The following is a 20,118-nucleotide window of genomic DNA, read 5'->3' on the forward strand; positions in this document are numbered from 1 at the left end:
ACCCCCGGGCCGGGGCTTCCTCCCCCCACCCCCCCCCCCCAACCCGCCGTTTTTTTTTATTTTTGCCCCCCCCCCCCCGCGGGCGTGTCCAAACAACTTCATGATCGACGCACGTCAGGGCGAGGGGTCAGTCGGCTCGGCGGGTCGCCGCTATGGCCAGGTCCACCAGCGCCTGGCGGGCCTCGGTGTCCAGGTCGACGGCCGCCAGCGCGGCCAGCGCGGAGTCGGTGAGCGTGACGATCCGCTGCTCGGTGCGGGCCAGCGCGCCGCTCGCCTCGATCAGCTCGCGTAGCCGGGCCACGCCCCGCTCGTCCAGGCCCGGGTCGCCGAGCTGGCTGAGCAGCAGCTCCCGGCCCGCGTCGTCGGTGGCCTCCACGGCCGCCGCCACCAGATAGGTGCGCTTACCCTCGCGCAGGTCGTCCCCGGCCGGCTTGCCGGTCTGCGCCGGGTCACCGAAGACCCCCAGCACATCGTCGCGGAGCTGGAACGCCTCGCCCAACGGCAACCCGTACGCCGAGTAGGTCGTCCGGACGTCCTCGCCGGCGTCGGCAAGCGCTGCCCCGAGCAGCAGCGGACGCTCGACGGTGTACTTCGCCGACTTGTACCGGGCGACCTTGCTGGCCCGTTCCACCGACGTGTCCCCGGTGGCCTGGGTCAGCACGTCGAGGTACTGCCCGACGGTGACCTCGGTGCGCATCTCGTCGAAGACCGGCCGGGCCCGAGCCACCGCCCGCAGGTCCAGGCCGGCGGAGTGCAGCAGCTCGTCGGACCACACCAGGCAGAGGTCGCCGAGCAGGATCGCGGCGGAATCGCCGAACCCGTCCGGGTCGCCGCCCCAGCCGGCCGCCCGGTGCCGGGTCGCGAACCGCCGGTGCACCGCCGGCTCGCCGCGCCGGGTGTCGGAACGATCCATCAGGTCGTCGTGGATCAGGGCGCTGGCCTGCACGAACTCCAGCGCCGCGAGGGCCGTGAGGACCTGGTCGCCGTCCACCCCGCCGGCACCCCGGAACCCCCAGTACGCGAAGGCCGGGCGCAGGCGCTTGCCGCCACCGAGCACGAAGGCTTCGATCGCCTCCGCCACCGGGACGAGGGCCTCGTCCACCCGGGTCAACCGGGCCCGCTGGCCGGCCAGGAAATCGGTGAGCGCCCGGTCGACCCGCTCCCGCAGGCCGGCGCGGTCGACGGGGGAAACGGGAGCAGCATGGGTCACGCCACGACGCTAGCGGGTCGTCCCGGCTCGCGCTCCACCGCCACGCGTACTCCCGCCGGGTCGCCCGCCGCCGTGGCCCGGACCGACCCGCCCGCCCGGCCGCGTACCCGCCACCTCGCGCCGGCCCGGCCCGCCGGCCGCCGTCGAGCGGGTCCGTCGGGTGCGCGCGGCCGCCTCGGCGAGCACCACCACCGGTACGTCCAGCACGAACGCGAGCCAACCGAGCCAGAACCCGCCGGGCACGCGTCGCTGCCGTTCCCACCGGGACACCTCGTGACGGCTCAACGTCGGCACGCCCGACGCGGCGCACAACTCGGCGGCGATGCGCCGCTGGCTCCAACCCCGGGCCAGCCGATGCCGGACCAGGAGCGGCCCGAGCTGGGTGCGGCGCGGCGGTGGGGGCGAGGTCATGGGTCCTCCCGGCGGGGCGGTGGCGCGGTGCCACCCGCCCGTCCGACGGGACGGGACCGGCGCACCTCTCGGCTGTGTGACCCCCGCGCCGGACCTCCCGGGCCGCCCCCATCGCCCCTCCCGCGCCACTCCTTCCTACCCCTGGGGTACGACGGCCTTCCCCGCCGTTGGGAAGCGTCTGGGTGCCGGTGGCGCCGCCCGCTAGAGTCGGGTCGTGGCGCTCGGTCTTCCCTCGGTACTCCCCAATCCGCAGCCGGCGATCGGGGAGCTCATCCGTGACCGCCAGCCGACCTTCTCGTTCGAGTTCTTCCCGCCCAAGACCGAGGCGGGGGAGCGGCTGCTCTGGCAGGCGATCCGCGAGCTGGAGTCGCTGCGCCCCTCGTTCGTGTCGATCACCTACGGCGCGGGCGGGTCGACCAGGGACACCACGGTGGCGGTGACCGAGCGGATCGCCACCGACACCACCCTGCTGCCGATGGCCCACCTGACCGCTGTCAACCACTCCGTGGCCGAGCTGCGGCACGTCATCGGCCGGCTCGCCGGAGTCGGGGTGCGCAACGTGCTGGCCGTGCGCGGTGACCCGCCGGGCAACCCGGGCGGCGAGTGGGTCCGGCACCCCGAGGGCGTCGACTACGCCGAGGACCTGGTCCGGTTGGTGCGCGACTCCGGTGACTTCAGCGTCGGCGTGGCGGCCTTCCCGTACAAGCACCCCCGCTCACCCGACGTGGCCAGCGACACCGCGCAGTTCGTCCGCAAGTGCCGGGCCGGCGCCGAGTTCGCGATCACGCAGATGTTCTTCGAGGCCGACGACTACCTGCGCCTGCGCGACCGGGTGGCCGCCGCCGGCTGCGACACCCCGATCCTGGCCGGGGTGATGCCGGTGACCCAGATCGGCACCATCGAACGGTCCGTGCAGCTGTCCGGGGCGCCCTTCCCGGCGGCGCTGGCAGCGCGCTTCGAGCAGGTGGCCGACGACCCGGAGGCGGTGCGCCGGCTCGGCATCGAGCAGGCCAGCGACATGTGCCGGCGACTGCTGGACGAGGGCGTTCCGGGCATCCACTTCATCACCCTCAACCGGTCCACCGCCACCCGAGAGGTCTGGCAGAACCTCAAGGCCGGCGCGCGGGTGTGAACGCGGCCTCTGCGACACCTGATGCCCGGCACGACGGTTGATCCTCAGGTGGGCACACAGCTGAACTGGGACCAGTACGCCACGGCGTGGGCGCGGTTGCACGGCGGGTTCGACCCGCGGGTCGCCGCGCCGGTGGTGCGCGCCTGGCTGCGGTTCGCCTACCACGTCGGGTATGTGCTGGGCCGGCTGCGGGTCGGCCCCACCCCGGTCACCGTGGCGGGGGTGCTGCTCTGCTTCTGCGTACCGCTGCTGGCGACCCGGCCGGGCGACGGCCCGTTCCTCGGCGCGCTGTTCGTGCTGCTCGCCGCGGTGGCCGACAGCGTGGACGGTGCGGTGGCCGTCGCCACCGGCCGCACCACCCGGCTCGGCTACGTCTACGACTCGCTGGCCGACCGGCTCGGCGAGGTGGCGTGGCTGCTGGCGTTCTGGCTGGTCGGCGCACCGGGCGCGCTTGTCGTCGCGGGCGGCGCGCTGTCCTGGCTGCACGAGTACGTCCGGGCCCGCGCGGTCTCCGCCGGGATGCGCGACATCGGCGCGGTGACCGTCGGCGAACGACCCACCCGGGTCTCGGTCGCGCTGGCGGGCCTGGTGGTCGCCGGGCTGGCCGGCCTGATCGAGCCGGAGCTGGCCGCCGGCACCATCACCATGGCGACCGCGGTGTGGGTGCTGCTGGCCGGCTTCGGGCTGGGGCAGCTGCTGTCCACCGTCCGCCGCGCGCTGCTCGACGCCGGCTGAGCGGCCGGGCCTACCAGGCGGGGCCGATCTCGTCGGCGACGATCTGCGCGGAGAGGGTCACCATCGGCAGGCCGCCGCCGGGGTGGCTGGAGCCGCCCACCAGCCACAGGCCGTGCGCCGGGCCCCGGTTGGCCGGGCGGAGCAGGCCACCGGCGGTGCCGTAGATCGCGCCGCCCGGCGCCCCGGTCGCCGCGTCCAGGTCGGCCGGGGTGCGCACCTCGCGGAACAGCAGCCGGTCCCGCACGTCGACGCCGCGCTCGGCCAGGACATCCAGGATCCGATCGGCGTACGCGTCGGCCAGCCCCGGGCGTCGCCAGTCGACAGCGCCAGCGGCGGTGCCCTGCCGGGCGGCGTTGACCAGCACGAACCACGCCTCGTGCCCGGCGGGGCGGACCATCGGGTCGTCGGCCACGGTGACGAACACCGTCGGGTCGGCCGCCGGCCGGGCCCGGACGCCCCGCCCCGGATCGCCGAAGACCGCGTTGAACTCCGCGTCGTAGTCGCGCGGGAAGAAGACGTTGTGGTGCGCCAGGCCGGTGCTGCCGGAGACGCCGAGCAGCAGCACGAAACCGGCGAGGCTGCGATCGGTCAGGCCGGCCAGCCGGCGCGCGTGGGGCAGCAGGTCGCGGTAGACGGTGAGCGCGTCGACGTTGGCCACCACCACGTCGGCGGGCACCGGCGCGGTGACGCCGGCGAGGCGTACCCCGTGCACCCGGCCGCCCGCGGCGTCGATCCGGGTGACAGTGGTGCCGGTCTGCACGACCACGCCGAGGTCCAGGCAGCGGGTCAGCAGCGCGTCGGCGAGCGTGCCCAGTCCGCCGCGCAGGTACCACCCGCCGTAGGTCAGCTCGGCGTAGGGGACCGCGACCAGCGCCGCCGGGGCCCGGCGCGGGTCGGCGCCGGTGTAGGTGGCGTAGCGGTCCAGCAGCATCCGCAGCCGCGGGTCGGACAGGTGCCGGCGGCCCAGCCCGCGCAGGGTGCGGCCCGGGGCGATGGCGGCCAGGTCACCGACGCGCCAGGCCAGCGACGCGAGGTCGCGGGGGGAGTCGACGGTACGGCGCAGGATGTCCCGCGAGGAGGCCTCCCACACCCGGGCGGCCCGGCGCCACAGCCGCTGCCAGTCGGCCGCCGCCCGGTCGCCGAGGGCGGCCCCGATCCGCGTGGCGAACTCCACCGGGTCGGTGCACGAATCCAGTGTCGTGCCGCCGTCGGCGAAGACGTGCCGGACGATCGGGTCCAGCGGCGTCAGGTCCAGGTACTCGTCGAGCTTCGCCCCGGTCGCCTCGAACAGGTCGTGGAAGACCTCGGGCAGGGTGAGCAGGCTCGGCCCGGTGTCGAAGTGGAACGTCCCGGCCGGGGTGTCGTGCGCGTACCTGCCGAGCTTGCCGCCGACCGTGTCGGCGGCTTCGAAGACGGTCACCTGGTGCCCGGTTGCGGCCAGCCGGGCGGCGGTGGCGAGGCCACCCACCCCGGCGCCGACGACCACGATCCGCGCCATGCCGCGTCCTCCTAGCTGACCGGGCGGCCCCGCCAGGTCAGGCGGCGTCGCTTTCGCAGATGGTACGACCGCAGCGTCAACCAACCGAGGACCACGACCGACACGGGGTGTGCGAGCGCGTCGGGCCACCATCGGCCGCCGGTCGCCCGGGCGGTGAGCACCCGCCCGGCCACCCCGAGCAGGTATGCGCTGAGCGCAACCAGTGACATCCGGGGAGCTGTCGAGGCGACCGCGAGCGCGACCAGCGGCGGAGCGGTGTAGAGCAGGAGCAGCAGCGTCACCACGGCGGCCGCCGCGCCGGGGTGCCCGAACGACGCCCACAGCGACTTCGAGTACCCGTCGCGCAGCTGCGGCCAGTCGTCGTACATCCGGCAGGTGGCCAGCCGCGAACCGTCGGCCAGGGCGATCCGCCTCCCCGCGCGCTTGACGGCCCGGGCCAGCTCGACGTCCTCCAGGATCTTGTCGGCGACGGACGCGTGTCCGCCGGCGGCGGTGTAGCCGGCCCGGTCCACCACCAGGAACTGCCCGCCCGCCGCGGCCAGCGACGGCCGCCGCGAGCGCTCCATGGCCCGCAGCGGCAGGAAGGTCAGCCACAACCACTGCAACAACGGCTGCACGAGCCGGTCGGCCGCCGTCGCCACCACGATCCGGGGGTACGGCGACAGCAGCGTCGCGTGGGCGGCGCGCAGCTCGGTGACCGCGGCGGCCACTGCGTGCGGGGCGAGCACCACGTCGGCGTCGACGAAGACCAGCGCGGTGGCGGCCGGGTCGGCCCGGGTGGCCAACTGCCAGCAGGCGTGCGGCTTGCCCAGCCAGCCCGGCGGCGGGGCGACGCCGCTGAGCAGGGTGACCCGCGGGTCGTCGCCGACGACCGCGCGGACCACGTCGGCGGTGCCGTCGGTGGAGCCGTCGTCGAGGACCACGATGCGCAGCGCCGGCACACCACGCTGGGCGAGCAGGGCGCGCAGGCAGGGCGTGACCCGGGCGGCCTCGTCGCGCAGCGGCAGCAGCACGGCCACCGGCTCGTCGACCTCGCCGGGTCGATCGGTGGGCCGGCGCAGCCACCGGGTGGCGTTGACCCAGGTGTGCCCGGTCAGCGCGGCGACGGCGAGCAGCAGGGCGACGAGAACTGTCATCGGGTCGCGTCGACGCCGGGGCGGTGCGGTTGGTGGTCGTCCCGGTGCGCGTGGTGGGGCCGGCGGGCGCGCAGCAGGGTCACCGCCAGCGGCACGGCTGTCACCGCCATGCCGGCCGCGCCCCACAGCGCCGACGCGGGCAGGTCCAGGAAGACCGCGTGGGCCAGGATGCTGGAGAAGTACGTCCACAGGTAGAGCGCGAGCATCGGGTGGTCCCGCCGGTCGGTGTGCTCGGCGCTCGGGCCGGCCAGCGGGCGCAGCGCGCTCATCAGCAGCACCGCGAAGAGCAGCCAGCCCAGGTAGTTGCTGACCGGGATGCCGGCCAGGCCGGGCAGCGCCGGGGTGGCGTCCCGCCAGACCCAGTAGCCCTCGGCCACCATCTGCGGGTCGAGGAAGAGATCCCAGGCGGCCAGCCCCACCGTGGCCAGCGCGATCCGGCCCACCCACCGGCCGGTCGACGTGCCGTTGCCGGCCTCGGTGCCGTTGCCGGCCTCGGTGCCGCTGCCGCCGGTCAGGCGGACCGCGGCCAGCCAGGCCGGCCAGGCCATCCAGGTCCAGGCCAGCGGGATGATCAGTGGCACCCCGGCCAGCTTGGGGCCCAGCTCACCGGAGTAGTCGTAACTGCCGAAGGGCACACCGGTGGCCACCCCGATCGCCTCGATCGCGAACCCGCCGCCGGTGGCCACCGCGACCAGCGCAGCCGCCACCCGGGGGCCCCGGCTGAGCAGCGCGTGGCCGACCGAGAGCAGCCAGCCGAGCACGACAGTGGCCGCGGTCAGCCCGGCCCGGGTGGCGCCGGCGGTCAACGGGTAGCAGATCTGGGCGAGCACCAGGACGGCCAGCAGCGCCCAGGAGATCCGCCGGCTCATGACGCGGAGGGCTCGAGCGGCAGGTCTCGACCGAGGACGCCGAAGGGCCGCTCGTCACCGGGGAAGTGGAAGTCGCGCAGCACGTCGACGAAGCCGAACCGCCGGTACAGCCGCCAGGCCCGCGAGGTCTGCTCCTCGGCCTCCGGGGTGGACAGCAGTGTGGTGTCGCCCTCGGCCATCGTGAGCAGCGCCCGCAACTGCCCGGCGCCCAGCCCGTGCCCCTGCGCCGGCGGACGGACGTGCAGCTCGACCACCTCGAAGCAGTGGGTGAGCCAGCGCTTGCGGGTCGGGCCGTCCAGCGCCCGGTGCACCTGGTCGTGCCACCACTGGCCCGGACCGCCCAGATAGCCGTACCCGAAGCCGGCGAGGTGACCCTCGCTGGTCAGGCTGGCCACGGCCCGGAACCCGGGCCGGCGTACGTGGGTGGCGATGTAGCCGCGCCGGGCCTCCAGCAGGTCGGTGCGGTATCCCATCGCCTCGCCGTAGACGGCCACCACGTCGTCCAGCCGTCGGACGAGATCGTCCGGCGTCCAGCGCACCAACCTCATGCCCGTCCACCCTTCACTGTTGCCTGGTCGCCGTCGGCGACCCATCCGAGGACCGTCCGGTCGCCGACCACGTCACGTACCTCGAACCGGGCGAACAACTCCTCGGCGTACCAGCCCGCGGTGGGGGTTCGCATGATCGCCGCCCGATGCTCCGGGTGACGGTACGCGAACGCCACCAGGTCCGTCGGGTCGCGCCACACGCTCACCGTGCCCTGCCATCCCAGCGGGGCCTCACCGACGCCGAACCGGGCCAGCAGCCCGGGCGCGTCGCGCAGGGCGGCGGCCACCGGCGGGATCGCCCGCCAGAAGGTGGCCGCCCGGCGGGCCCGCAACCGGGCGCGGGTCAGCGCCAGCACCGGGCCGGTGACCCGGCCGCCCGGCGGCTCGCCGAACGGTCGCCGGCCGGACCACTCGCCCCGGCTGCTCAGCGGGCGTAGGTCGACCCGGGCCTGGGCGTGGGCGATCCGCGCCCAGGCGCGGCCGACCGGCGAGTCGTCGAAACCGGCGGCCGCGGCGGGGGAGTCCCAGACGGTCAGCGCCGCCCACCGGGTCAGGTCGGCGTCACCCGGCCCGAAGCCGGTGCCGGTCCCCGTGCCCAGCAGTTTGCCGAACCGGACGCCCGGCAGGGCCCGCAGTCGACGCGGGTCCACCGCCATCCGGGTCAGCGCCCGGGGCAGCGCGCCGCGGGGGGTCCGCCACACGTGCAGGGTGACCAGCTCCGGTACGGCGCTGCGGTGCTCGTTCACGCCACCTCGGCCGGGGTGCCGGCGGTGACGCGCAGCAGCTCGGCGTAGGTGGTCGGGAAGACCGCCTGCGGTACGCCGCCCGCGGCCCAGATCTGCGGGTACGCCGCCAGCGCGGTGTCCACCAGGGTGCGCAGCGCCTGCGGGTGCCCGAGCGGGGCCACTCCGCCGATCGGCTGCCCGGTGTGCGTCCGGACGAACTCCGGGGTGGCCCGCCGCAGCCGGGTGACGCCGATGGCCGCGGCGAGGCCGGCGGTGTCGACCCGGTGCGCGCCGGAGGTGAGCACGAGCAGCGGCGCGTCGTCCGCGTCGAAGATCAGCGAGTTGGCGATCTGGCCGACCTCGACGCCGAGCGCCTCGGCCGCGGCCGCCGCGGTGTGCACCGCGTCGGGCAGGAGGCGGACCGTGCTGGGCTGGCCGGCGTCGTCGAGCGCGCCGGCGTCGTCGAGCGCGTCCTGCACCGCCCGTACGTTCGGGTGTGGCTGCATCCCGTCATTCTTCCCCGGTCCGTCGGTGCCGGTTCACCCCGGTGCGTACGGGCGGCGAGCCTCGGCGCGTCACACGTTGCATTTTCGTCGGAGGGGAGGTGTACTGTCAGGAGCAGTTAGAACGAGTGTTCGATTGCCTCGAACGCCCGTTCCAACCAGCCGGAGCGCGGTGTTTCGCGGCGCCAGCTCCGGGCGGTGTGGCTTCGCGGGCCGCACCTGGGTTTCCGGGCAGTCGCGAGCCCGGTCCCATCAGGCAGGAGCGTCGCCCGCCGCCCACGACCCCCGGGCGGCGGGCGACGAACCCGCCGGTACGCCGGCCGGGTGTGGTGTGGGGAAGCATCCACACCCGGCCGGCCACCCCCGGTGCGTCTTCCTCCGCACCACCCGACCTCGGCGTCTCGTCGGCGGCACCACTGCCCCGGCCGACGCGCCCCGGCCACGTGGAGGAGACAGTCCATGCCGACCAACCCGGCTCAGGCACCGACGGTGCCGGCGCACGTGCTGCCGCACCGCACCCCTGCCCAGCTCCTCACCCTGGCCCGCCGTGGGCTGGTCGAGGCCGGCCAGACCCGACCTGACGGCCTGCGCTACGCGGCCGCCCACCTGGCGGCGCTGCGTGCGGCGGCCGCCCTGCTCGCCGCCCGGGCCCGGCCCGCCCCGAGCCGGCGCAACCGGATCACCAGCGTCTGGGTCCTGCTCTGCGCCGTCGCCCCCGAGCTCGACGAGTGGGCCCGGTTCTTCGCCGCCGGGGCCAGCAAGCGAGCCGCCGCCGAAGCCGGCATCCCCCGGGTGGTCAGCGCCCGGGAGGCCGACGATCTGCTCCGCGCCGCCGAACAGTTCGTCACGGTGGTGGAGACCGCGCTCGGCGTGGCGCACCAACCGGCCCTGGACGGCCTCGCCGCGTGAGCCCGCCGTGACGCCGACCGCCTGGAAGGGAAGCCGGGCGGCCGGCGTCACGGTGCGTCGGTCCTGATCTGTTCCACTGCAATGACGGGGGGTTGGTCCAATGGCGGGCCGCATGGTGGTCGGTTCCGCCGCACTGGCCGATCTGGTCCGCCCGGCGAGCGCACCCGATCCGGTCGGCGGCCACCGGGTGCTGCCGGTGGCGCCCGAGCTGACCGGCCTGCTGCCCAACCGGGGCCTGCGTCGCGGCAGCACGATCGCGGTCGCCGCCGGTCAGCCCCGACGCAGTGGCGGCACCTCGCTGGTGCTGGCCCTGCTGGCCGAGGCGTCCCGGGCCGGTTCGTGGTGCGCCGTGGTCGGCGTGCCGACGTTCGGCGCGGGTGCGGCAGCCGAGCTGGGCATCGCCCTGGACCGGCTGGCCCTGGTGCCGAATCCCGGCCCCGAGTGGGCCACCGTGGTCGCCGCGCTGATCGACGGGGTGGACGTCGTGGTCACCGCCGTACCCGCCGCGGTCTCCGCCTCGGTCGCCACCCGGCTGGCCGCGCGGGCCCGGCAGCGCGGCAGCGTGCTCGTTCCGTACGGCCGGTGGGACGGCGCGGACGTGACGTTGCAAGTGGTCCGTGGGGTCTGGGAAGGGCTCGGCCAGGGCCGGGGGCGGCTGCGTCGCCGGGAGGTCACCGTCTCGGCGCGCGGGCGCGGAGCGGCCGCCCGACCCAAGGAGATCAAGGTCTGGCTCCCCGGCGCCGAGCTCACCCGGGTCATTCCCCGGACGGTGCGGTCGACCGTGGGCCGTCCGTCCGTGCCGCTCGCCCTGGTCGGGTCGGGGTGACCGGCTCGCCGATCCGGACCCTGCTGCTGTGGTGCCCGGACTGGCCGGTGCTCGCCGCGGAGATCGTCGACGGGGTGCCGGCCACCGGTCCGGTCGCCGTGCTGCACGCCAACCGGGTGGTCGCCTGCTCCGAGCGGGCCCGTGCCGAGGGTGTGCGCCGAGGGCTGCGCAAGCGGGAGGCGCAGGGCCGCTGCCCGCAGCTCACCGTCGTGGAGTACGACCCGGGCCGGGATGCCCGGGCGTTCGAGCCGGTGGTCGCCGCGCTGGAGGAGTTGGTCGCCGGCGTCGAGGTGGTCCGTCCGGGCGCCTGCGCGGTCGCCGCCCGGGGCCCGAGTCGTTACCTCGGCGGCGAGGAGGCGGCCGCCGAGCGGCTCATCGAGCATGTCGCCCAGTCCTGTCTGGTGGAGAGCCAGGTGGGCATCGCCGACGGGGTGTTCGCCGCGGGGTTGGCCGCCCGCGCCGGCCGGGTGGTGGAGCCGGGCGGGACACCGGCGTTCCTGGCCGGGCTGCCGGTCGAGGCGCTCGGTCGGTCCGCACTGGCCGATCTGCTGCGCCGGCTGGGGGTGCGGACCCTCGGCGACTTCGCCGCGCTACCGGCCGGCGACGTGCTGGCCCGGTTCGGGTTCGACGGCGCGCTGGCCCACCGGCTGGCCGCCGGCCGGGATCACCGCCCGCTCGCCGTCCGGCAGCCACCGACCGACCTGACGGTGACCTGCGCGTACGACGAGCCGCTCGACCGGGTCGACGCGGCGGCGTTCGCCGCCCGCGCGCTGGCCGAGCAGTTGCACGACCGGCTCGCCGGGCACGGGCTGGCCTGCACGCGGCTCGGCATCGAGGCGGTCACCGAGCACGGGCAGGAGCTGCACCGGGTGTGGCGGCACGACGGCCTCCTCACCGCCGCCGCCATCGCCGACCGGGTGCGCTGGCAGCTCGACGGCTGGCTCTCCGGCAGCAACGGCCGCGCCGGTGCCCGCCCGGCCCGGCCGACGGCCGGCATCATCCGGCTGCGGCTGATCCCGGACGGGGTGATCGCCCAGGCCGGCCTGCAGACCGGCCTCTGGGGGGAGACGGGTGAGGAGCGGGAGAGGGCGCACCGCGCATTGAGTCGGGTGCAGGGCATCCTCGGCCCGGAAGCGGTGGTCACGGCGGTGCTCGGCGGTGGGCGTTCCCCGGCCGACCAGGTGCGCCTGGTGCCGTGGGGCGACGAACGCCTCCCCGCCCGCCCCGGCCCCCCGGCCGGCGCCGGCGCCGACCCGACCGCCGGCGGTGGCCGTGCTGGCGGTGATCGTGTCGGCGGTGGCCGTGTCGGCGGCGCCGGTCTGCCTGCTGATCGCGGCGGGGGCGTTCCGCCGTGGCCGGGCCGGTTGCCGCCGCCCGCGCCCGCCGTGGTGCTGCCCAGCCCGCTCGCGGCGACAGTGCACGACACCGCCGGCGAGCCGGTGGTGATCAGCGCGCGGTTGGCGGTGAGCGCCCCACCGGTCCGGCTGGTGGTCGGTACCGGCCAGCCGGCGGTGATCGTGGGTTGGGCCGGCCCCTGGCCGGTGGACGAGCGCTGGTGGGCGCCGGCCGAGGCTCGCCGTCGGGCACGGTTCCAGGTCAGCCTCGCCGACGGCACCGCTCTGCTGCTCGCCGTGGAGTCCGGGCAGTGGCTGGTGGAGGCGATCTATGACTGAGTCAGGTAGGTCCCGGCCTGGTGTCGCCTGGCCTGGTGTCGCTTGGCCTGGTGTCGCCTGGCCTGGTGTCGCCTGGCCTGGCGTCGGTGGGTTCGGTATTGGCGGGTTCGGTGTTGGCCAGGGGGCAGATGTCCCAATGAGCGTGATGACTCACAGGCATCAAGATGCCTGTGAGTCATCACGCTCATTAGGCACTTCGCCGCTGGCGGGGCAGCCGCCATCGTGCTCGTCGTCGGCGCGGCCGCTCACCGCCCTGCGCCTGGTCGATCATGCCGCCGCCGGAGCGGCCCGACCGGCCGGAGCGGCCGGCGCGGGCGGAGCGGCCGGATGAGCTTCCACAACCCGAAGATGCCCTGGTCGGAGTTGGAGCGGGTGCTCTCCGGCCGGGCCGACGGCGGCTCCGGCGGCTCCGGCAGGTCGGGCGGCGGGCGGTCGCGCGAGGAGCGGCACCTGCACGTGGTGGACCCGCTCGCCGTGGACGCCGACGGTGGGGACTCCCCGGCCTGGAGTCGCCGGCGCGAGCAGTACCAGCCGCCGGAGCTGCCCCGCCCCGACGGCGTGGTGCCCTACGCGGAGCTGCACGCGCACACCAACTTCAGCTTCCTCGACGGTGCCAGCCATCCCGAGGAGCTGGCCGAGGAGGCGGCCCGGTTGGGGCTCACCGCGCTCGCCGTCACCGACCACGACGGCTTCTACGGCGTGGTCCGTTTCGCCGAGGCGGCCCGCACGCTGGGCCTGCCGACCATCTTCGGCGCGGAGCTGTCCCTCGGGCTGCCCGGCCCGCAGAACGGCGAACCCGACCCGCACGGCGCGCACCTGCTGGTGCTCGCGCACGGCCACGAGGGGTACGCCCGGCTGGCCACCACCATCGCCCGCGCCCAGCTGCGCGGCGGTGAGAAGGGCCGCCCGGTCTACGGAGAGCTGGAGGAGGTCGCCGCCGAGCTGCGCGACCACGTGCTGGTGCTGACCGGCTGTCGCAAGGGGCATGTGCCGGGCGCGCTGCTCACCGAGGGGGTGGACGCGGCGGCCCGCGAGCTGGACCGGCTGACCGCGCTCTTCGGCGCGGAGACGGTGGCGGTGGAGCTGACCGACCATGGGCATCCCGTCGACGCCGACCGCAACGACGCGCTCGCCGAGCTGGCCGCCGCGGCCGGGCTGCCGACGGTGGCCAGCAACAACGTGCACTACGCCAGCCCCGGTCGGCGTCGGCTGGCCACCACTGTCGCCGCCGTCCGGGCCCGGCGCAGCCTCGACGAGATCGACGGCTGGCTGCCCGCGGCGGCCACCGCCCACCTGCGCAGCGGCGCGGAGATGGCGGCCCGGTTCGCCGCGTACCCGGGCGCGGTGGCCCGGGCCGCCGAGTTCGGCGCCGAGCTGGCCTTCGACCTGCAACTGGTCGCGCCGCAACTGCCGGCGTACCCGGTGCCGCCCGGGCACACCGAGATGAGCTGGCTGCGCAAGCTGACCGCCGACGGGGCGCGGGAGCGCTACGGCCCCCCGCAGGCGCACCCGAGCGCGTACGCGCAGCTCGACCACGAGCTGAACATGATCGAGGAGCTGGGTTTCCCCGGCTACTTCCTGGTGGTCTACGACATCGTCTCGTTCTGCCGTGAGCAGGACATCTACTGCCAGGGCCGGGGCTCGGCGGCCAACTCGGCGGTCTGCTACGCGTTGCGGATCACCAACGTGGACGCCGTCCGGCACCGGCTGCTGTTCGAACGGTTCCTCGCCCCGGAGCGGGACGGCCCACCGGACATCGACGTGGACATCGAGTCCGACCGCCGGGAGGAGGTGATCCAACACGTCTACACCCGCTACGGCCGCGAGCACGCCGCCCAGGTCGCCAACGTCATCTCCTACCGGCCCCGCTCGGCGGTGCGGGACGTGGCCAAGGCGTTCGGCTTCTCACCCGGTCAGCAGGACGCCTGGAGCAAGCAGATCGACAGGTGGGGCTCGGTCGCCACGGTCGACGTCGAGGGCATCCCGGAGCAGGTGGTGGAGTACGCCAACGAGTTGCAGACGTTCCCCCGGCACCTGGGCATCCACTCCGGCGGCATGGTGATCTGCGACCGTCCGGTGATCGAGGTCTGCCCGGTGGAGTGGGGGCGGATGCCCGGGCGCAGCGTGCTCCAGTGGGACAAGGACGACTGCGCGGCGGTCGGCCTGGTGAAGTTCGACCTGCTCGGCCTCGGCATGCTGTCCGCGCTGCACTACGGCTACGACATGATCGGCTCCCGGCTCGACCTCGGCGACATGACGCTGGACGACCCGGAGGTGTACGACATGCTCTGCCGGGCCGACTCGGTGGGGGTGTTCCAGGTGGAGAGCCGTGCGCAGATGGCCACCCTGCCCCGGCTCAAGCCCCGCGAGTTCTACGACCTGGTGGTCGAGGTGGCGCTGATCCGACCCGGCCCGATCCAGGGCGGCTCGGTGCACCCGTTCATCAGGCGCAAGAACGGTCAGGAGCCGGTGACCTTCGCCCACCCGCTGATGCGCAACGCGCTGGAGAAGACCCTGGGTGTGCCGCTGTTCCAGGAGCAGTTGATGCAGCTCGCCATCGACCTGGCCGGTTTCGACGCGGCCGAGGCCGACCAGCTGCGCCGGGCGATGGGCGCGAAACGCTCGGTCGAGCGGATGAACCGCATCGCCGACCGGCTCTACGCCGGGATGGCCGAGCGGGGCATCACCGGCGAGCTGGCCGACGACGTCTACCGCAAGCTCACCGCGTTCGCCAGCTACGGCTTCCCGGAGAGCCACGCGATGAGCTTCGCCTACCTGGTGTACGCCAGCTCCTGGCTCAAGCGCTACCACCCGGGGCCGTTCCTGGCCGCGCTGCTCAACGCCCAGCCGATGGGTTTCTACTCCCCGCAGACCCTTGTCGACGACGCCCGCCGGCACGGGGTGGAGGTTCGTCGCCCGGACATCAACGCCAGCGGGGCGCTGGCGGTGCTGGAGTCCACCCCGGACACCCGGTGGGGCAGCGGGCCGGGGGAGCCGCCGCACGCCTGGGGTCTGGGCGGTCCGGCCGTCCGGCTGGGGCTGTCCAGCGTGCGTACCCTCGGCGCCGAGGTGGCCGAGCGGATCGAGGCCGAGCGGGCGGCCGGCGGGGCGTACCGCGACATGCCGGATCTGGCACGGCGGGTCGGCCTCACCGCCGCGCAGCTGGAGGCGCTGGCCACCGCGGACGCCTTCGCCTGTTTCGGGCTGACCCGGCGGGAGGCGCTCTGGGCCGCCGGTGCGGCGGCCCAGGACCGGCCGGGCCGGCTGCCCGGCACGGTGACCGGCGCGGCGGCGCCCACGCTGCCCGGCATGGAGGCGGTGGACCGGCTGGTCGCCGACGTGTGGGCCACCGGCTTGTCGCCGGAGAGCCACCCGGCCCGGTTCATCCGGGGGCAGCTCGACGTGCTCGGCGCGGTGCCGATCGCCCGGCTCGGCCGGGTGGAGCCGGGCCAGCGGATCCGGGTCGGCGGCATCGTCACCCACCGGCAGCGCCCCGCGACCGCCGGCGGGGTGACCTTCCTCAACCTGGAGGACGAGACCGGGATGCTCAACGTCACCTGCTCACCGGGGCTGTGGCAGCGCTACCGGCGGGTGGCCCGCACCAGCGCCGCGCTTGTGGTCCGGGGTCGACTGCAACGGCACGAGGGGGTGACCAACCTGGTCGCCGACCGGCTGGACGCCATCGAGCCGCCGGTCAGCCCCGCGTCCCGCGACTTCCGCTGATCCAGTGATCCACATTACGGTTTCCGGCGCCCCCGGGCGGGAGACTCGTCCTGAGCGGGCAGAGCGGCCCGTGATCCGTGAGGGGGAATGACAAGTGATGGGGAACGACACGTACACCGGCGGCGGGATCGCCAACGCCCGACGGACCCGGCTGGGCGCCGGCTGGATGCCGTCGCACCTCACCGACCCCCGCGAGTACGAGGTGACCAACGGTCCGGTGGCCAACGAGCGCCGGTCCCGGGCCGAGGACGCTGTCGAGGGCGCCGAGTCCTGACCACTAGGCTCGACCGGGTGGAACAGACCCGAGGCCGGTTCGTCGGGCCCCCGCTGACCCCCCGTACCGCCGCGATCTGGTCGGTGCTGCGCGCCGAGCTGGACCGGCGCGGCGACACCGAGCTGACCGTGCTGGACGTGGGCGGCGGGACCGGCGGTTTCGCCGTCCCGCTGGCCCGCGCCGGGCACCGGGTCACCGTCGTCGACGCGAGCCCGGACGCCCTCGCGGCGCTCACCCGTCGGGCCGCCGAGGCCGGGGTCGCCGACCGGATCGTGGCCGTGCAGGGCGACGGCGACGCGCTGGCCGGGCTGGTCGAGCCGGCGAGCGTCGACCTGGTGCTCTGCCACGCCGTGCTGGAGGTCGTCGACGACCCCACGCCGGTGGTCGCCGCGCTGGCCAGCGCGTTGCGCCCCGGCGGCGCGGCGAGCGTCCTGGTGGCCGGCCGGGCCGCCGCCGTGCTGGGCCGGGCGATGAACGGCCATCTGGACGTGGCGACCGCACTGGCCGCCGATCCGGCCGGCACCGCCGGGCCGCGCGACACGCTGCGCCGCCGCTACGACGCCCCCGGCGCCGCCGCGCTGCTCACCGCCGCCGGGCTGGCGGTCGAGGAGATCCACGGGGTACGCGTGCTTGCCGACCTGCTGCCCGCCTCGGTCGCCGACGGACAGTCCACGGCCCTGGTCGAGCTGGAACTGGCGCTTGCCGCGCAGTCTCCCTACCGGGACCTGGCCGCCCAACTGCACCTGTTCGCCCGCCGGCCGGCATGACCGTCGCACCGGGCGGTGGGCCGCCGCCGCTGGCCGTCCTCGGCCCGCCGCGCAGCGGGGACCGACTCGCCGACGTGCTGCCCAGCGCGCTCGCCGTGCTGGGCGTGCCCGGGTCGACCGACCCGCTCGGGCTGGTCCCGGCCCTGGCCGGGGTACGCCGGATCGCCGTACTGCTGGTCGACGGGCTCGGCTGGTACCAGCTGCCGACCGCCGCGCCGCACGCGCCGACCCTCGCCGGGCTGGCGGCGACGGCGGGTCGGCCGCTCATCGCCGGTTTCCCGTCCACCACCCCGACGAGCCTCGTGACGCTCGGCACCGGCGTCGCGCCCGGCGCGCACGGCGTGCTCGGCTTCACGGTGCGGGTGCCCGGCACCGATCGGGTGCTCACCCACACCGACTGGGCCGCCGACCCGTCGCCGCTGCGCTGGCAGCCGGTGCCCACCCAGCTCCAACGGGCCCGCGCCGCCGGTGTGACGACGACCGTGGTGAGCCGGCCCGAGTTCGGCGGCAGCGGGTTGACAGTGGCCGCCAACCGGGGCGGCGACTTCCGGGGCGCCGCCGGCGCCGACGAGGTGGCTGGCACCATGCTGGCCGCGCTGTCCGCCGGCGACGGGCCGACCCTGGTCTCGGGCTACCACGCCGACCTGGACCGGCACGGGCACCTCAGCGGAGTCGACTCGGCGCCCTGGCGGGTCGCCGCGACCGAGGTGGACACCCTGCTCGCCCGGCTGCTCGACGGGCTGCCGCCGGACGCGGCGCTGCTGGTGACCGCCGACCACGGGCAGCTCGACGTGCCCCTGGCGCACCGTTTCGACCTGGACACCGATCCACGACTGCGCGACGGGGTCCGGGTGGTCGCCGGCGAGGCCCGGGTGCGCTACCTGCACGCCCAGCCGGGCGCGGTCGACGACGTGGTTGCCGCCTGGTCGGCGGTGCTCGGCGACGCGGCGCGGGTGCGTACCCGGGAGGAGATGGTGGCCACCGGCTGGTTCGGGCCGGTGCCCGAGGAGCACCTGGAACGGATCGGCGACGTGGTGGTGACCTGCAACGACACGTACGCCGTCATGGCCAGCCGCACCGAGCGGCCGATGGCGTCGAAGCTGGTGGCGTACCACGGGGCGGACACCGCGGCCGAGCTGACCGTGCCGCTGCTGGTCGTGCGGGGCTGACCGGCGCGCGGTCCGGTCGGTCGGCCGGTGGTGCTGTCGTACCCCCGGGTTAACCTGCTCCGATGGGCCGCAGCCAGTCGTTGCCCCGGGGCGACGATCCGCGCTTCGGGCCGGACGCCGACGATTCCGCAAGCCCGATCCTGCACGTCGACATGGACGCCTTCTTCGCCGCCGTCGAGGTGCGCCGTCGACCCGAGCTGCGCGGCCGGCCGGTCATCGTCGGCGGTGTGGGGCCGCGCGGCGTGGTCAGCTCGGCCAGCTACGAGGCCCGCCGGTACGGGGTCCGCAGCGCGATGCCGACCAGCCAGGCCCGCGCCCGCTGCCCCCACGCGGTCTACCTGCCACCGGACTTCACCGCCTACACGGCCGCGTCCCGGGCGGTCATGCAGATCTTCCGGGACGTCACCCCGCTGGTCGAGCCGCTCTCCCTCGACGAGGCGTTCCTCGACGTTGCCGGGGCCCGCAGACTGTTCGGCTCCCCGGCGACCATCGCCCGGTTGATCCGGCGTCGGGTCGCCGACGAGCAGGGGCTGACCTGCTCGGTCGGGGTGGCGCCGAGCAAGTTCGTGGCCAAGCTGGGTTCCACCCGGGCCAAACCCGACGGGCTGTTGGTCGTGCCGCCGGGGCAGGTCCTGGACTTCCTGCACCCGCTACCGGTGAATGCGCTGTGGGGCGTGGGGGAGCGGGCCGCCGAGACACTGCGCCGGCTCGGCCTGGCCACCGTCGGCGACCTCGCCGCGGCGCCGCTGGGCCTGCTCCGCCGGGCGGTGGGTGCGGCGTCCGCGGCGCACCTGCACGAGCTGGCCGCAGGGCGTGACCCGCGGCGGGTGAGCCCCGAGCACGTCGACAAGTCGATCGGCGCCGAGGTGACCTTCGACGCCGACGTGGCCGACCCGCTGGAGATCCGCCGCGCCCTGCTGGCGCTCAGCGCGAAGGTCGGTGTCCGGTTGCGCGGTTCCGGCCAGGTCGGGCGCACGGTCACCCTCAAGGTGCGGCTGGCCGACTTTCGCACCGTCAACCGCTCCCGCACCCTCGGCGTGCCCACCGACACCGCCCGCGAGATGTTCGACACGGTCTGGGCGCTCTACACCGCACTGGACCCGGGCGAGCGGATCCGGCTCGTCGGCGTCCGGGTGGAAGGGCTCGCCCCGGCGCAGGGCGCTCCCCGGCAGTTGACCCTCGGCGCACCCGAGCGCGGTTGGCGGGAGGCGGAAGCCGCCGCGGACGCCGCTGCTGCCCGATTCGGGCGGTCCGTCATAGGTCCGGCCAGTCTGATGGGCGACCGTGACGCCCATCGAAAGGAAAATCCGCCCCACCCGTAGGTCGTCCCGCTTTCCGACGCGCGACCCCCCTCGTAGACTTGCGGGTAAGCAGCCGGTTGGCTGCCACGGTCTGTCGGCCCGAGTGGGCCCGACCAACGTGACCGGGGAGGAGTGCCGTGCCGCTCTCGGAGCACGAGCAGCGGCTGTTCGAGCAGATCGAGCGGTCGCTTGCCGAGGACCCCAAATTCGCCTCGGCCGTGCGCGCCAGCGATCCGCGCTTCCACGCGCGGCGTCGCCTGCTCGTCGCTGCCGGCGTGATCATCGCTGGCTTGGCTCTACTGGTCTACGGCGCGGTGATCAAGACTCCACCGCTCGCGGTGGCGGGCTTCGTCGTCATGCTGGCGTCGGCCGCGTTCGCGGTGCAGTCGCACCGACGGGCGCAGTCACCTGACCTGCACGTGGTGGGTGGCACGACGAGTCGTCGTCCCCGCGGTGGCCGGTCCGGTCGCCGCCGGTCGATCCTGGACCGGATGGAAGACAGGTGGCGGCAGCGCCCGGAGGGGCACCGCTGAGCCCGTCCCGCCGCTGAGGCGGGCCGTACACCGCGACGAGCGGGTCGCCGGGAACGCCCCGGCGACCACTGTCGCATCCGCGTGCCCGCCGCCCTCCCGCCGCCGGGCGTCACCCCGCGCGGCGCTCACCCCGCGCGGCGCTCACCCCGCGCGGCGCTCACCCCGCGCGGCGCTCA

19 protein-coding genes are annotated in these 20,118 nt (G+C 75.3%); 11 read left to right on the forward strand and 8 right to left on the reverse strand.

The genetic code is table 11. From position 1 onward, the window contains the following. Positions 1–127: 127 nt before the first annotated feature. The gene (locus AB0B97_RS24730; protein ID WP_357496768.1) at positions 128–1,210 is read right to left on the reverse strand and encodes a polyprenyl synthetase family protein; all 1,083 of its coding nucleotides are present in this window, start codon (positions 1,208–1,210) and stop codon (positions 128–130) included. Positions 1,211–1,219: 9 nt separating this feature from the next. Beyond that, positions 1,220–1,621: a helix-turn-helix domain-containing protein gene (locus AB0B97_RS24735; RefSeq protein ID WP_357496770.1), complete on the reverse strand. Its 402-nt coding sequence runs from the start codon at positions 1,619–1,621 to the stop codon at positions 1,220–1,222. Positions 1,622–1,835: 214 nt separating this feature from the next. Between AB0B97_RS24735 and metF the strand changes: the two genes are divergently transcribed. Together metF and AB0B97_RS24745 are read left to right on the forward strand one after the other, a co-directional pair. Continuing rightward, positions 1,836–2,753, forward strand: coding sequence for a methylenetetrahydrofolate reductase [NAD(P)H] (gene metF / locus AB0B97_RS24740; protein WP_234589074.1), 918 nt, complete (start codon positions 1,836–1,838; stop codon positions 2,751–2,753). A 21-nt stretch (positions 2,754–2,774) separates the two neighbouring features. Further along, positions 2,775–3,488, forward strand: a complete 714-nt coding sequence (locus AB0B97_RS24745) for a CDP-alcohol phosphatidyltransferase family protein (protein ID WP_357496773.1) — start codon at positions 2,775–2,777, stop codon at positions 3,486–3,488. A gap of 10 nt (positions 3,489–3,498) precedes the next feature. Here the strand turns inward: AB0B97_RS24745 and crtI are convergent, their stop codons facing one another. The 6 genes from crtI to AB0B97_RS24775 are packed head-to-tail and all read right to left on the reverse strand — an operon-like array spanning position 3,499 to position 8,770. Continuing rightward, positions 3,499–4,986 carry a phytoene desaturase family protein gene (gene crtI / locus AB0B97_RS24750; RefSeq protein WP_357496775.1) on the reverse strand — a complete coding sequence of 496 codons (1,488 nt, stop codon included), beginning with the start codon at positions 4,984–4,986 and terminating at the stop codon, positions 3,499–3,501. An 11-nt stretch (positions 4,987–4,997) separates the two neighbouring features. Beyond that, positions 4,998–6,122, reverse strand: coding sequence for a glycosyltransferase family 2 protein (locus tag AB0B97_RS24755; RefSeq protein WP_357496777.1), 1,125 nt, complete (start codon positions 6,120–6,122; stop codon positions 4,998–5,000). Next, the gene (locus AB0B97_RS24760; RefSeq protein ID WP_357496779.1) at positions 6,119–6,991 is read right to left on the reverse strand and encodes a carotenoid biosynthesis protein; all 873 of its coding nucleotides are present in this window, start codon (positions 6,989–6,991) and stop codon (positions 6,119–6,121) included. Before AB0B97_RS24760 ends, AB0B97_RS24755 begins: the two co-directional genes overlap by 4 nt. Then, a complete protein-coding gene (locus AB0B97_RS24765) occupies positions 6,988–7,539 on the reverse strand; it encodes a GNAT family N-acetyltransferase (RefSeq protein WP_234589082.1) in 552 nt (183 codons plus the stop codon). Before AB0B97_RS24765 ends, AB0B97_RS24760 begins: the two co-directional genes overlap by 4 nt. Beyond that, positions 7,536–8,285 (reverse strand): monooxygenase, encoded by a 750-nt coding sequence (locus AB0B97_RS24770; RefSeq protein WP_234589085.1) that lies wholly within the window; start codon positions 8,283–8,285, stop codon positions 7,536–7,538. The genes AB0B97_RS24765 and AB0B97_RS24770 overlap by 4 nt, the downstream gene beginning before the upstream one ends. Beyond that, positions 8,282–8,770, reverse strand: a complete 489-nt coding sequence (locus AB0B97_RS24775; protein WP_357496781.1) for a YbaK/EbsC family protein — start codon at positions 8,768–8,770, stop codon at positions 8,282–8,284. Before AB0B97_RS24775 ends, AB0B97_RS24770 begins: the two co-directional genes overlap by 4 nt. A 456-nt stretch (positions 8,771–9,226) precedes the next feature. Between AB0B97_RS24775 and AB0B97_RS24780 the strand changes: the two genes are divergently transcribed. The 9 genes from AB0B97_RS24780 (at position 9,227) to AB0B97_RS24820 (ending at position 19,942) form a co-directional block, all read left to right on the forward strand. Further along, on the forward strand, positions 9,227–9,676 hold the full coding sequence (locus tag AB0B97_RS24780) for an SAV_6107 family HEPN domain-containing protein (protein WP_234589090.1): 450 nt from the start codon (positions 9,227–9,229) through the stop codon (positions 9,674–9,676). Between the two features lie 100 nt (positions 9,677–9,776). After that, positions 9,777–10,502 carry a hypothetical protein gene (locus AB0B97_RS24785; RefSeq protein ID WP_234589092.1) on the forward strand — a complete coding sequence of 242 codons (726 nt, stop codon included), beginning with the start codon at positions 9,777–9,779 and terminating at the stop codon, positions 10,500–10,502. Beyond that, positions 10,499–12,175 carry a DNA polymerase Y family protein gene (locus tag AB0B97_RS24790; RefSeq protein WP_357496783.1) on the forward strand — a complete coding sequence of 559 codons (1,677 nt, stop codon included), beginning with the start codon at positions 10,499–10,501 and terminating at the stop codon, positions 12,173–12,175. Before AB0B97_RS24785 ends, AB0B97_RS24790 begins: the two co-directional genes overlap by 4 nt. 327 nt (positions 12,176–12,502) lie before the next feature. Continuing rightward, entirely contained in the window at positions 12,503–15,898 is a 3,396-nt protein-coding gene (locus AB0B97_RS24795; RefSeq protein ID WP_357496785.1) for an error-prone DNA polymerase, read from the forward strand. A 97-nt stretch (positions 15,899–15,995) separates the two neighbouring features. Further along, positions 15,996–16,172: a hypothetical protein gene (locus AB0B97_RS24800; protein WP_357496814.1), complete on the forward strand. Its 177-nt coding sequence runs from the start codon at positions 15,996–15,998 to the stop codon at positions 16,170–16,172. After that, a complete protein-coding gene (locus AB0B97_RS24805; RefSeq protein WP_357496816.1) occupies positions 16,169–16,939 on the forward strand; it encodes a methyltransferase domain-containing protein in 771 nt (256 codons plus the stop codon). Before AB0B97_RS24800 ends, AB0B97_RS24805 begins: the two co-directional genes overlap by 4 nt. Next, positions 16,936–18,108, forward strand: coding sequence for a nucleotide pyrophosphatase/phosphodiesterase family protein (locus AB0B97_RS24810; protein ID WP_357496787.1), 1,173 nt, complete (start codon positions 16,936–16,938; stop codon positions 18,106–18,108). Before AB0B97_RS24805 ends, AB0B97_RS24810 begins: the two co-directional genes overlap by 4 nt. Positions 18,109–18,170: 62 nt before the next feature. Next, positions 18,171–19,430, forward strand: a complete 1,260-nt coding sequence (locus AB0B97_RS24815; RefSeq protein ID WP_357496789.1) for a DNA polymerase IV — start codon at positions 18,171–18,173, stop codon at positions 19,428–19,430. Between the two features lie 116 nt (positions 19,431–19,546). Continuing rightward, on the forward strand, positions 19,547–19,942 hold the full coding sequence (locus AB0B97_RS24820; protein ID WP_234590673.1) for a DUF3040 domain-containing protein: 396 nt from the start codon (positions 19,547–19,549) through the stop codon (positions 19,940–19,942). Positions 19,943–20,118: the final 176 nt, after the last annotated feature.

The sequence above is a fragment of the Micromonospora sp. NPDC049004 genome (assembly GCF_040649315.1).
Lineage (GTDB): Bacteria > Actinomycetota > Actinomycetes > Mycobacteriales > Micromonosporaceae > Micromonospora.